The 12,387-nt window shown below is 64.0% G+C and carries 12 protein-coding genes; 5 read left to right on the top strand and 7 right to left on the bottom strand.

Annotation, left to right across the window (positions count from 1 at the left end; translation table 11 throughout):
• Nucleotides 1-260 precede the first annotated feature (260 nt).
• The 7 genes from H5T65_08205 to H5T65_08175 form a co-directional block, all read right to left on the bottom strand.
• Nucleotides 261-476, bottom strand: a complete 216-nt coding sequence (locus tag H5T65_08205; protein ID MBC7259217.1) for a cold shock domain-containing protein — start codon at nt 474-476, stop codon at nt 261-263.
• Nucleotides 477-695: 219 nt separating this feature from the next.
• Nucleotides 696-1,265 (bottom strand): flavodoxin family protein, encoded by a 570-nt coding sequence (locus H5T65_08200; GenBank protein ID MBC7259216.1) that lies wholly within the window; start codon nt 1,263-1,265, stop codon nt 696-698.
• 13 nt (nt 1,266-1,278) lie between these two features.
• A complete protein-coding gene (locus H5T65_08195) occupies nt 1,279-2,187 on the bottom strand; it encodes a 2-hydroxy-3-oxopropionate reductase (GenBank protein ID MBC7259215.1) in 909 nt (302 codons plus the stop codon).
• A gap of 61 nt (nt 2,188-2,248) precedes the next feature.
• Complete coding sequence (locus tag H5T65_08190; protein ID MBC7259214.1) at nt 2,249-2,671, bottom strand: Rrf2 family transcriptional regulator; 423 nt, start codon at nt 2,669-2,671, stop codon at nt 2,249-2,251.
• Between the two features lie 19 nt (nt 2,672-2,690).
• Nucleotides 2,691-4,190, bottom strand: a complete 1,500-nt coding sequence (locus H5T65_08185; GenBank protein ID MBC7259213.1) for a glutamate--tRNA ligase — start codon at nt 4,188-4,190, stop codon at nt 2,691-2,693.
• A 318-nt stretch (nt 4,191-4,508) separates the two neighbouring features.
• Nucleotides 4,509-4,724, bottom strand: a complete 216-nt coding sequence (locus H5T65_08180; protein MBC7259212.1) for a hypothetical protein — start codon at nt 4,722-4,724, stop codon at nt 4,509-4,511.
• A gap of 183 nt (nt 4,725-4,907) precedes the next feature.
• Nucleotides 4,908-5,771: a hypothetical protein gene (locus H5T65_08175; GenBank protein ID MBC7259211.1), complete on the bottom strand. Its 864-nt coding sequence runs from the start codon at nt 5,769-5,771 to the stop codon at nt 4,908-4,910.
• A 311-nt stretch (nt 5,772-6,082) separates the two neighbouring features.
• On the opposite strand from H5T65_08175, the gene H5T65_08170 reads away from it, so the two are divergent.
• From H5T65_08170 to H5T65_08150, 5 genes are all read left to right on the top strand, one after another.
• A complete protein-coding gene (locus H5T65_08170; GenBank protein ID MBC7259210.1) occupies nt 6,083-6,685 on the top strand; it encodes a helix-turn-helix domain-containing protein in 603 nt (200 codons plus the stop codon).
• Nucleotides 6,686-6,736: 51 nt separating this feature from the next.
• Nucleotides 6,737-8,500, top strand: a complete 1,764-nt coding sequence (locus H5T65_08165; protein MBC7259209.1) for a hypothetical protein — start codon at nt 6,737-6,739, stop codon at nt 8,498-8,500.
• The gene (locus tag H5T65_08160) at nt 8,497-9,429 is read left to right on the top strand and encodes a cyclase family protein (GenBank protein ID MBC7259208.1); all 933 of its coding nucleotides are present in this window, start codon (nt 8,497-8,499) and stop codon (nt 9,427-9,429) included. The genes H5T65_08165 and H5T65_08160 overlap by 4 nt, the downstream gene beginning before the upstream one ends.
• 10 nt (nt 9,430-9,439) lie before the next feature.
• Nucleotides 9,440-9,682, top strand: a complete 243-nt coding sequence (locus H5T65_08155) for an Lrp/AsnC ligand binding domain-containing protein (protein ID MBC7259207.1) — start codon at nt 9,440-9,442, stop codon at nt 9,680-9,682.
• Nucleotides 9,683-9,796: 114 nt separating this feature from the next.
• Nucleotides 9,797-12,130 carry a hypothetical protein gene (locus H5T65_08150; GenBank protein ID MBC7259206.1) on the top strand — a complete coding sequence of 778 codons (2,334 nt, stop codon included), beginning with the start codon at nt 9,797-9,799 and terminating at the stop codon, nt 12,128-12,130.
• The last annotated feature ends 257 nt before the right edge of the window (nt 12,131-12,387 follow it).

Raw genomic sequence — 12,387 nt, 5'->3', positions numbered from 1 at the left:
ATCGGGCTGAACGGGCGAAGCCCTGCGGGCTAGCCACAGCCCCGAAGGGGGCTTTGTTCTTGTAGCACGGGGGTTTAGCCCCGCGCGTCGCCCCTCACCCTAGCCCTCTCCCGCGGCGGGAGAGGGAACGGCACATATTATGAACGAACTCCGCCCCGTAGGCAAGCGCGACTGCGCCCGCGCAGTACGGGCGTCGCGGGGAATAGAAAAGGCCCCGTCTTGCGGCGGGGCCTTTGCGTATTCAGTTTTTCGTCGCGGGCCTACTGTTCCAGTTTCACCACGTCGGCGGCCTGGGGGCCCTTGTCGGTGTTCTGGACGGTGAACTCCACCTTCTCGCCTTCGTATAGGTTGCGGTAGCCCTCGCCACGAATGGCCGAGTAGTGGACGAACACGTCCGCGCCGTCCGGCTGGGTGATGAAGCCGTAGCCCTTCACCCGATTGAACCACTTGACTGTACCTGTAACTCGTTCACCCATGGTCAGAAAATCAACCTCCTGCGGTATTCTGTAGGACAGGGCTTGCGTCTCCGGAGCACAGATAGCAAAAAGCCGCCACGGAAAATCTTGGCGGCGTCTTCTTCATCTGTGTCATCCCGATACAGCATCTTCCTGCAACCTACTTCGGGCGGATGATACCACAGAATGCGAGGGTTGTCAAATCGGACTTGCGCCGGTGTATTTGTCCCCGCCGGCGCGTCAGCCGAGCACGACCTGCCTGCCGAACTGCTGGGCCTGCTCCAGGATGTAGGGGCGGGACGCCGCATCGTGGGCGTTCTCCAGGTTGTTGAAGGCTAGCGCGCCGCCGTAGGCGGCGTCCAGCGCGTCCATCCAGACGCGCATGGTGAGGCCCATGCAGTCAAACTTGATGCGCGGGTGGCCCGCCGCCGCCACGAGGTACCCCTGGCGCGGGTGCGGCACGGGCGGCATGGGGCGCTGCACAATATACTTGCGGGCGTAAAAGCACTGGCAGCGGTCTATGAGTTGCTTGGCTTGGGCCGAGACGTGGCCGAAAAACATCGGCGTCGCCAGGATGATGCGTTCGGCCACTTCCAGTTTGGGGTACAGGGGTTGAAAATCGTCCTGGACGACGCAGAAGCCCTCTTTCCAACAGCCGTTGCATTCTATGCACGGGGCGATGCGGTACTGGGACAGGACGATGCGCTCCACGTCGGCGCCTTCGGCCCGCGCGCCGGCCAGGACGTGGTCCAGCAGCGTGTCGGTGTTACCGCCTCGGCGGGGGCTGGTCGCGAACGCCAGGACGTACATGGGCCGACGCGCCTCACTCTTCCTGCTTCTGCACCACAGTTCCGGCCAGTTCCTCCAAGAGCGTGGTGATGGCCGAGTGGTCCAGGTCGCCGCGCCCGGCCACCTTCAGCCGCTTGAACATCTCGGCGACGAGGGCCGTAACGGGCAACGGGACCTCGTAGGCTTTGGCGGCGGCCAGCGCGTTATTCAGGTCCTTGTAGTGCAGGCGCACGCGGAATCCAGGCGTGAAGTCGCGGTTCACAATGCGCATGCCGCGCGTCTCCAGCACGCCGCACCTGGCCAGCCCGCCGCTCAGCACCTGCACGATCTTCGCCGGATCCACGCCGGCCTTCGCCCCCAACACGAGCGCCTCGGCCACGGCCTCCAGTTGCAGCGCCACGAGAATCTGGTTGCACAGTTTCGTAATCTGCCCCGCGCCATGCCCTCCGCACAGGACGATGTTCTTGCCCAGGGTCTGGAGCACGGGCAGGGCCTCGTTGAACACGTCCTCGGGGCCGCCGACCATGATGGACAGCGTCGCCTGGCGCGCGCCCACATCTCCCCCGCTGACGGGCGCATCTAGCACCTTGACGCCCTTCTTGCCCAGTTCCTGGGCGACCTTGACAGCGGTAACGGGCGAGATGGAACTCATGTCTATCAGCAGCGACCCGGGGCGGATGCCCAAGGCCACGCCGTTGGGGCCGAAGACGACCTGCTCCACGTCGGGCGAGTCGGGCAGCATCAGGATGACGATGTCGGCGCGGGCGGCTACGTCGGCGGGCGATGTGCCCGTCGCCGCACCTTCCGCGGCCAGTTCGTCCATCGGCGCGCGGCTGCGATTGTACGCGATGAGCGGATAGCCGGCCCGCATCAGGTTGCGCGCCATCGGCTTGCCCATGATGCCCAGGCCGATGAACCCGATGGTTGGTTTGGATTGCGCCATATCTTCCTCCTATTCCCTTGTTGTGCGCGCCGGTCTGGGCCGCCGACGTGAACGCGCGGGCCTAGCCGGCGACGGCCTTCTGCTCGGATTGCGCCAGTTGATCAAAAGTGATTTGGGAGAGTTCGGCGCGCATGTTGGCTTCCATCTTCTTCCAGACTTGGTGCATGGGGCAGAAGTGGCTGCGCGGGCACTCGTGCGGGTGGAGCGTGCAGCGGGCGATGGCGACAGGCCCCTCCAGCGCCTGGAGGGCGTCCAGCATGGTGAGTTGTCGGGGGTCGCGCCCCAGTTCCAGCCCCCCGCCCAGCCCAGGGTAGGCGCGGACGAGTCCGGCCTGGGCCAGTTGTCGCGCGATCTTGCTGAGGAAGGTAACCGGGATGCGCTGCTTGACGGCGATTTCCTCCGTGGATGTGCGGCTTCCTTCGGGGAGCATGGCTAGTTCCAGCAACAGACGGATTCCGTAATCGGCTCTGCGACTCAATTGCATAACCCTCTCCTTCGCGAAGTTAGTCGGATACGGCCGGGGTTGCTTCGGAAAGCACGCGCAGGGCGTACTCAAGCCTGCGCAGGACGCGATCGCGGCCCAGGATGGCGAGCGTCCCGAACAGCGGCGGCGACACGGTCTTTCCCGTAACGGCAACTCGGATGGGGGTGAAGAAGTCGCCGGGTTTCAGGCCCAGCGACTCGGCCGCCGCGCGCAGCGATTCCTCCAGGTGCGCCTCGGTGAACTCGGCAGTCTGGAGCACCCGCACGGCGAGCCGCAGGGCTTCCAGGGTGGTTTCCGCCGACATCTTCTTGCCGATGAGCAGGTGCGGGTCGTAGCCGAGCGGGTCGGAGAAGAAGAAGTCGGTCATGGCCACCGCGTCGTTCAGCGTCTTGATGCGCTCCTGGATGAGGGGCACGATGCGCTCCAGCATGGCGAGGTCGGCTTCGCGGCCCGCTTGGGCCAGCACGGGCTGGATGCGGCGGGCGAGGTCTGCCGCGGGCAGCGCGCGGATGTACACCCCATTCATCCATTCCAACTTGTCGTAACTAAAGGCGGCGGGGGCGGCGTTGATGCCCGAAAGGTCAAATCGGCCAATGATCTGCTCTGGCGTCAGGATGTCGGTCTTGTCGTCGTAGGACCAGCCCACGAGCGCCAGGAAGTTGAACATGGCTTCGGGCAGGTAGCCCGCGGCGCGGAACTCGCGGATGAGGACGGGGAACTCCCGCCCGTCGGGTGTGCGTTTCTTGCGCTTGCTCATCTTGCCCTTGCCGCTGGGATCCAGGATGACGGGCAGGTGAGCGTAGATGGGCGGCGTCCATCCCAGGGCCTTGTAGATGATCTGGTGGCGCGGCGTGGAGGGAATCCACTCGTCGGCGCGCATGATGTGGGTGATCTCCATCAGGTGATCGTCCACCACGTTGGCCAGGTGGTAGGTGGGGTAGCCGTCGGATTTCAGAAGCACCATATCGTCCAGGGTGCGGTTGTCTACGGTGATGGTGCCACGGATGACGTCGTGGAAAGACGTCTGGCCCTCTAGCGGGGCCATGAGGCGGATGACGGGCACGATGCCCTGGGCCTCGTAGTCGGCGATCTGCTTGGCAGTGAGGTAGCGGCAGTGGCGGTCGTAGCCGGGCGACTCGCCGCGGGCGACCTGCTCCTGGCGCATGGCCTCCAGGCGTTCGGGGGAGCAGTAGCAGCGATAGGCTGCGCCCATGCGGACGAGTTCCTCGGCGTAGTGCTTGTAGAGGTGCAGCCGCTGGGACTGGAAGTAGGGGCCGTAGGGGCCGCCGACTTCGGGGCCTTCATCCCAGAGGATGCCGAGCCAGCGCAGGCTGTCCATGATGTCGTTGAGGGCGTCGGGTTCGTAGCGGGTCTGGTCGGTGTCCTCAATGCGCAGGATGAAGGAGCCGCCGTGATGGCGCGCGAACAGGAAATTGAATAGGGCGGTGCGAGCGCCGCCGGCGTGCAGGTACCCCGTTGGGCTTGGCGCGAAACGGACGCGCACGGTGTTGGACGTCATGAACTCCTCCGATGCGAGTATCAAGAGCATTATACTCTCAAAAGGCGGGGAGGGAAAAGATTGGGAGGTCGGGACACCAATACACAACCGGTGGGGCACGCTTTATGTGCGTGGTCTACTATTGACGCTTGCTTTTTCGTGAGAACGCACGATGCGGTAGCACAGTGCCAGGAGACCTATGTAGGGCAAATTGGCAATTTGCCCTACGTCTAGCGCGTTCCCTGCCCCGACAGGCCAAAATGGAGATGTGAGCACTCTGTTGGAGCAGCGAGATTCAATAACGCGCGTTGGGCGGCGCATTCACGCCGCCCAACACAACTAGATCGCGCCGACTAGCCAGAGAACTGCGATCCCGAGCATAGCCATCATCATCAGGAAGGCCAGCAGAGCCCCCCATCCGGCGCCGTAGTCAACCGGAGCAATGCTGACATTCTCTAGGAGCAGATTCCGGTCGTGCTCGGCGATCCACAACCTGACCGACAGGTACAGGATCAGGAGCAGACAGCCGGCGATGAGAATGAGCATTCCCTCCATGGCGCACCTCCTCGGACGCGACCCTCCCTTCACGCCGTCCGGCGCCCTCCGATACAGTGTCCCAAACCGATGCGGTGAACTTCCTGCACCCCTGCCGGCATCCTGGTAGCCCCTGCCGAGAGCGGCAACTCGCCTCCGAACACCCATGAGGCGTAGCAGGCTGTAATCTCGGGACATCCGGCCTCACGCGGCCGGCTTCTTCGGACGCGCCACGGAAATCACTCCTCGCTCCACCTCTTCCTGCAACACCAACGGCACGGTTCCGGTCGTGATGATCGCGGCGGCGACAGCAGCCCTCAGCGCCTCCTGCTCGCCGTACTCGTTGGCGATGGGCGCCAGCGCCTCTACGGCTGCCTGGCCCTTGAGCGGGGCAGCGGTCTGCTCCACGGTCGCCTCCAGGATGGCGTTGGTCGGCTGGATGTCCTGGATGCTCACGCCGAAGCCCGGCGAGATGATGACGCCGAGGCTGCGCAAGGCATTGCCCGCTTCCCGGCTCAACGCGGCGCACAGGGCGTCGCGGCGCTCGCTGGGGACGATGTGGCGGTATCGCTGCTGCCCGATGTAGGTGAGCACCGTGCCTTTGGTAACCGTGCGAACCAGGCTCTTCCACGCTTCCTCGTTCAGCACGACCAACTGCGGCAACTCGTCTTCGCGGATGAGCGTCGGGTCCAACCGAAAGTACAGTTTGACACGGATGTCAATCGGCACGTTGTCTTTGGTTCGGAAGCCATCGTAGCGGTCTTCGGTGCTCTTGATGCCCGTGTCAATGACCTCGGCCGGATGCTCACGGAGCGTGGTGTACAGGATGTGCTGACCCTCCGTCACAATCCGCGTTACGTAGTTGTTGGGGTCGCGGAACACTGTCGCGGTGCACTGCGGTGTAACGTAACCGTGCACGGTGAGCGCCAGCCCGGCAAGTACCGATGCCAGAACGCCGAATGCAATGGCCAGCGGGCCGTAGCCGAACCCCGCGAAGAGGGCGACCAGGAACACGAACACCAGGGTCAGAACCCACATCAGGAACTGTACGGCTGATCGGAAACTCATCGCCATCACCCCCTTCCCCTAGTCCATCGGATGGTGGACCGCTTTCGGTTGTTGGGGTCGCCACTTCGCAGCGGGGCTGCCATGGCCTGCGGCCATGCATTGCTAAATTGTCAACGTGCACGAGTTCTTTTGGTTGTATTATACTATATTTTTTCCAATTTGTCAAGTACTTTGTCCAATTGACACAGACGTTTTTCAAATCATTGTCAGACGGGCATCGTTTCGCCACCCACCGCAAATTCAAGGCAACAGGGTATTGACAAAGTGGCAAAATCATGGTATAATGAGTTATCTCTTTCGGGAGGTCTTATGTGGCTCTTGAATTCGCATCCCTTCTGAAGCGCAAGCGGAAGGCATCCGGCCTTTCGCAATCAGCCCTCGCCAAGGCGGCGGGCATCAGCCCCAGCCATCTGAACCGCATTGAGAAAGGCGACAGGAACCCACCCCCCGCAGACACCATTCTCCGCATCGCCAGCGCACTTCGGCTCTCACCCGCCGAGACCGATCAGTTGCTCGTGGCGGCGGGGTACGCCCCACGGCGCAGTCCACTGCCCTCGTCCGGGCTGCAGCCGGGTATCTCGCCCGAGGTCAGCGCCCTGATTCACGAGGTAACCGCCGCCATCCTGCGCGTTGCGGAGGACCCGAGCCTAGCCCCCGCGCAGCGCGAAGATGTAATCCGTATCCTCAAGACCCTGGACCTGCCCGCGATGATTGCCAGGGTCGGCGCTGCGATCCCGGGCGGCCCCGCAGAACAGCAGCCCAAGCCGCTGCCCGCGCAGGTCAACCTGAACACGCAGGACTCCGAAGCCCTCATCAAGGATTGGCAGCGCGAGGTCATGGAAGCCACCCGGCAAAGACGCCCTTCCGAACTGTCGGCTTATTTTGGGATTCGCTCGCAAATCGGCCGCGGGTAAGCCTTCACACGGCCGTTTGCGCTGCGCGCATGCATCTGGAAAGGTGAGGTCGTGGAAACCCAGATTCAACTCCTGTATGACCCTGGACTAGACGACATCCGTAAGGAGGTCTTCTGCCATTGGCTCCTGGATTCCATCGCCTCGCAGAGCCGCACCGGCAAGGAGGTGCCCCAAGGCAAAATAGAGGCCGACTTCACCGAGCGCCTGGGCTTTGAGATTTGGAAGAGCCGCCGCACGCGCATCGCCTTTGAGGACAGCATTGCCCACGCCTTACGAGAGAAGTGGATAGAAGCCGTCCCCGACGTGCAGTTCAGGGAAAACGCGTACCGGCTCACGCCCCTGGGCGACAAGCGGCTGAAGCGCGTGGAGGAACAGCGCGCGCGGCTCCTGGACGACTGCTACGCGGACTTTGCCACCCTGGTCTATGCGGGCCTGGTCAAAGACGTGGCCTCGGGCGGGATCGCGCGGGATGCGCTTGTGCGCGAGGTGGAGGAAGCCTACCGCCAGGCCCTGGGCTCTCCGGATGGCAGCCTCAAAGAGCGTTTCACCGAGTACTGGCGCGCGCTATCCCCCAATCTGGCCATACGGCTGTTTCTGGCCCCGCTGGCGAAATCCCTGCGCGAGGAGGTGCCCCCCGACTGCGCCACCGATGTCCAGGCCACCTTCGGGCTAGGGGAGGCTCGCGCCCCCGAAGCCGCCCGGCTGGCTCGGGCGCTGGAGAGGGCATGCGGCTTCATCCAACGGGGCGGGTTGGAGATGACGCCCCACTTGGAGCACTGGCTGCTCCAGCGCGCCTACGAGCACCTGTTCCGTCGCGTCTGGCCCTACGACGAGGAGTTGAAGGCGCGCCTTTCCCGCAACCTCTCCTGCATCTTCGTGTACCCTGATACCAACGTCATCATCGCGGCGCTGGCACGCTCGGATCCCCTGCACGGGCGCGCGCAGCGAATTCTCCGATTCCTCTTTGAGAACGACATCAATGTCATCTGGACCAAGGACACCGAGGTTGAACTCAGAGGCCACCTGGAACTGGCGCAGCAGTTGGTGGCCTACCTCCAAAGCATGCCCGACCCCGACATTCATGCTGTGATCCAGGCGGCGAACGTGCCGAGTTTCGTGGCCTCGTACTTCCGCGAGTCGTGGCGCAGTTGGCATCAGTTTCAGGAGGAGATATGGGCACGCTACCAGCGACTTGCCGAGCGAGCCAAATCGGGGCGGCGCGCCCTGGAATATCTTGAAAAGGACGCGCTCTTCGCCAAAACGCGGGATGAGTATGCGACGCGGTTCCTGGACCAGTTGCAAATCGTATTGTCGGACCGGTCGGGGAAACTGACCCGCCACATGGCCCTGGTACGCCACGATGCGGTGGCTCTGGCCACCGTAGCCGCTCTGCGCCGCCTTCTGCCCGACAACCTGGTGCCACCACCATGCGAGGAGGCGCTCAAGACCGAGTCCCTTAGCCTGGCCCATCTCTTCTGGCTCGTTACGTTTGACCGGAAACTCTGGGACTTGGATAGGCGGCTGGAGGGATTGCAGGACGATTCCCTACTGGGGGAAGCGGGAACACCGTTTTGCCTGATGTTTGAGACCATTCTGCTGTTTCTGGATCCCTACCTCGTTAGCAAAGCCTTGATGGAGAGTCAGCGCCCGCCTCGTCTGGGCACGGTGATGTCTCTCCGAGGGCCTGAGGACATCCGCGAAATCGTGCGTAGCGTGGCGGAGAACATGGCCCAGACAAAGATGGTTACAGCGTTTATTCGGGACTTCAACTGGGACGAAGTCCGGAAATACGAACCTTACGAGGTGCATTCGTGATGAATTTTGACTTCGCGCGGGCGGTGCGAATCAGCCTAGAGTACCGCCAGATCACCGGACTGCGCGGGCACCCCAGCCCGTTCGTCAGCGTGTACCGGCACGCTACGGACATGGATTACTACGCAGCCTACTTCTTGGCCGTGCACGGCCTCACCCACCTGGACCTGCCCCATGCCGATGCGCTCACACCTTCCGCTGCCGCAAACCTAAGCCCCCAGATCCGCCGCGCCTTGGTGCTGGATTTCACGGGCAAGCAGAAGGTCCTTGAGCCGGTACTTGTCCGCGACTCCACCGACCCACTGGATGCTCAGACATGCTTGCTGGACATGAAGGTCGTGAAAGACGGAGAGTTCCTGTGGCTCCTCATCCAGCAGTTGGCGATTCGGGAGGATGATCTGGAGGAGGTGTGGAAGGGCATTCCTGTGGACGAGGACCTGTCGGACTGGTTTGTCCTGTTCCGCACCGATTGGACCTTCCGCTTCAACCGCTACGGCAACAGTTACAACAACCCGGCACTGGAAGGCTGGGCAGCTTTCCTTTGCCACCCGTATATAGACCCAGAAGCCCTGAATTGGCTCGCTGACCGTGGGATCACAGCCCTGGGCCATGACCTGCCGTCGTTTGAGAATCCGCTTTACTACGCGATTGGGGGAGACGTGCACCCCGTGGTTCGCCAGGCGCGTCAGATTGCCATGGAGCGAACCCCGCGTTTTGAGCAGAAGGTCTTCCAAAGCCTTTGGCTCAGGCAAGCGGATGCCGAAGAGGGTGGCCAACGTTGCTACCTGAAGAACCTGAACCTGCACCCATTGGCTGAAGCCATGCGAGAACGGCGGGCTATCGCCGGACGCCTGGCGGTTGTGCCGGTGCCCGTCCTGCAGGACCGAGAGGGCGTAGCCTGCGAGGTGTTCTTTGCGCCAGACGAGGCATGAGGAGGGCGCTATGGAAGAGATTCTGGCGTACATTCTGATTGAGGTGCAGGCAGGTCGGACGGCTGCCGTGCAGAAACGCCTGAAAGCCAGCAAAGAGGTCGTGCACTCCCACGTCGTTACGGGCCCCTATGACATCATCGTCCTGGCGAAGTTTGAGCACTTTGACGACCTGCCTCGGTTCGTCCTGGAGCAGGTGCAGAACTGCGAGGGCGTCCTGCGCTCCACCACCTGCGTGGCGGTGAACGCGACATAGCGTTCCTCATTCTCCTCCTCCCCGCCCCGCGAGCCCAATGGTACGCTTTTCCCATTGCCCTCGGACTTGCCGCGGAGTACAATGGCGGTGTACAATCCCGTCCGAGGGAAGAGGATGCGCGTCCTTATTCGTGCGGTTTCGTTGGTCTCTGTCGTTGCGCTCGCCCTGACGCTGGCCGCGCCTGTCTTCGCGCAGGATGCCGCCGGCGGCTCCTCCGTTTCGCTCACGCTGGAAAGCGCCCCCTACCAGGCCCTGCCCGAAGCCGATGGCGCGGTGCGCCTTGTCATGGACGGCTTCCAGACCGCGCTGATCCCCGGCTACCCCGCGCTGCCCGTGCGCGTCGTGGATGTGGCCCTGCCGCCCGGAACCCGCGCGCTGTCCGTCGTGGTGCAGGAGGCGCAAAGCGAACCCCTGGGCGAGGGCTGGAACCTGTCGCGGGTCCCGCCCCAGGTCTCCGACGACGGCCGAATCGCGCAACTGGAACTGACCCAGCCGTTTCCCGACGCGCCCGTGGCGCTAGAGGGCACCCACGCCGTGGGCGGCGTGGTGTTCGCGCGGCTGCACTTCTTCCCGTTTCGCTACGACCCGCGCACCGGCGCGCTGACGCTCACACGCCGCGTCAGTGTGAGCGTGCGATACACGCGCGCGCCAGGGCCCTCCCTGCCGACGCGGCGCGGGGACTGGGAGTCGCTCCCCCTGTCCAACGCCGACCAGGCCCGCGAGTGGTACAGCGCAGGCCCCGAAGCCCAAGCCGCACAGGGATACCTCATCCTCACCAGCGCCACCCTCGCCGCCTCGCAGGCGGTGCAGGACTTCGCCGCGCACAAGGCTGGCCTTGGCTTTGCCGTGTACATCGCCACGCCGTCGGACTGGGCGGGCTTCCCTGGCGCCGAATCCGCCGACAAGATCCGCAACTTCCTCATCAACCGCTACGGCCCTTGGGGCCTGCGCTACCTGCTCATCATCGGGAGCGCGTCCACCGTGCCCATGAAGACGGTCTACCCCAGCCCCACCGATCACGGCGGCAACTGGCCCACGCCGACCGACGCCTACTATGCCGATCTCACCGGCAACTGGGATGCCGACGGCGACGGCTACTTCGGCGAGCGGGGCGAGGACGCGCCGGATTTTGCAGCCGAACTGTGGGTGGGGCGCATCCCCTTTGACAGCGAGTCGGTCGTGGGGCCGATCTTGCAGAAGACGATGACCTACGCCACGACCGACGGCACCTGGCGGCGCAAGGCCCTCCTGGCCATGGCCATCCAGGGCTACACCAGCGGGGGGGGCATCCAGACCGACGGCGGCTACCTGGGCGAGGAGATGCGCAACCGCTATCTGACCGCGGCGGGGTTCACGACCTATCGCCTGTACGAGGAGAACCCACCCGCCACCTCCCTCCCCCACGAGGGCGCGCTCACCCTCTCCAGCATGACGTCCACCTGGGCGGGCGGCTACGGCCTGGTAACCTGGTGGGGACACGGCAACGCCTACGGAGCCTACCGTCGCCTCTGGAACGGCAGCAGCGCCTACGACACGCCGTTCATCACCTACGATCACCTGTCGGGCCTGGACGACTCCAAGCCCTCCATTGTGTTCCAGAACTCGTGCTTGAACGCGCAGGTGGGCTACGTGAACCTGGCCTCGGAACTGCTGAAGCGCGGGGCCGTGGCCGCCGTCGCCGGCACAACGGTAACCTGGTACTACCTGTACTGGGATGCCTACTACGACGGCGGCAACGCCACTATGGCCTATCTGTTCGGTCAGAACCTGGTGGGCGACCGCGATGCGGCCGGCGCGGCGCTGGCCGATACTAAAGCCGCCTACGCCCAGTCCTACGTCTGGTTCACGGGCGACGTCCAGAACCTGATGGCGATGAACCTGCACGGCGACCCGTCGGTGGGGCTGTGGCCTTCGGGCGTAACGCTGGAGAAGCCCCTGTCGTCCGGCTGGAACCTGATTTCGTTCTCCAACCTGACCACGGCGGTACCTGTCGCCGACGCCTTCGCGTCCATTGACGGCTTCTACACCCAGGTCTATGCCTACGATTCGCAGGCCCCCGGCGGCCCGTGGCTCCATTACGTCCCTGGCAGCCCCAGCGGCAACACCCTCACCATGGTGGACGGCGTGCACGGCTACTGGGTAGAGGTTACGTCGGCCTGCACGTTGCGGTTCACGAGCACCACCGCTCCTTCCTCAGCATCCTCCATCCCGCTGCGCGCCGGCTGGAACTTGGTGGCCTTCCCGCGCATGTCGTCCAAGCCCGTGGGCGAGGCGCTGTCATCCATCGCGGCGCAATCGCCGCTGGTCTTCGCCGCCGACGCGGGCAGTCCCAACGGTTGGCGGCGGTACAATTCCGCCGCGCCGGCGTGGGCCAACACCCTGGCCACGCTCCAGCCCGGTGCCGGGTACTGGATCAAGGTCTCCGCCGACACGCTCTGGACGCCGTAACCCGCCGCACGGCAGCATATCTTTTTCGCCGGAACCGCGTAACGCAGACCACAGGGGGCGGGGGCAGGTATGGCAACCTGCCCCTACGCTCGCTATCCACGAATAACACGAATCCACACAAACGGACAATAGACCCCAATGGTCTCCGAGGCCCGTTGGCCGCAGGCCTGTAGGGCGGCTCTCCATAGCCGCCGCACCTGGTGTTCTTACCGCCGAGAACACCGAGAACGCGGAGGGTGCAGGGGAAATCTCCGCGG

It is taken from the genome of Chloroflexota bacterium (assembly GCA_014360805.1).
In the GTDB taxonomy this organism is placed as follows: domain Bacteria; phylum Chloroflexota; class Anaerolineae; order DTLA01; family DTLA01; genus DTLA01.
The sequence above is the reverse complement of the archived record's forward strand: the minus strand, read 5'-3'. Positions and strand labels throughout refer to the sequence as shown.

Bases quoted from the DNA above. Each gene is read 5' to 3' on its own strand.
- H5T65_08205 (MBC7259217.1), bottom strand. From the start codon at position 476: ATGGGTGAACGAGTTACAGGTACAGTCAAGTGGTTCAATCGGGTGAAG.
- H5T65_08200 (MBC7259216.1), bottom strand. From the start codon at position 1,265: ATGTACGTCCTGGCGTTCGCGACCAGCCCCCGCCGAGGCGGTAACACC.
- H5T65_08195 (MBC7259215.1), bottom strand. From the start codon at position 2,187: ATGGCGCAATCCAAACCAACCATCGGGTTCATCGGCCTGGGCATCATG.
- H5T65_08190 (MBC7259214.1), bottom strand. From the start codon at position 2,671: ATGCAATTGAGTCGCAGAGCCGATTACGGAATCCGTCTGTTGCTGGAA.
- H5T65_08185 (MBC7259213.1), bottom strand. From the start codon at position 4,190: ATGACGTCCAACACCGTGCGCGTCCGTTTCGCGCCAAGCCCAACGGGG.
- H5T65_08180 (MBC7259212.1), bottom strand. From the start codon at position 4,724: ATGGAGGGAATGCTCATTCTCATCGCCGGCTGTCTGCTCCTGATCCTG.
- H5T65_08175 (MBC7259211.1), bottom strand. From the start codon at position 5,771: ATGAGTTTCCGATCAGCCGTACAGTTCCTGATGTGGGTTCTGACCCTG.
- H5T65_08155 (MBC7259207.1), top strand. From the start codon at position 9,440: ATGGAAGAGATTCTGGCGTACATTCTGATTGAGGTGCAGGCAGGTCGG.
- H5T65_08150 (MBC7259206.1), top strand. From the start codon at position 9,797: ATGCGCGTCCTTATTCGTGCGGTTTCGTTGGTCTCTGTCGTTGCGCTC.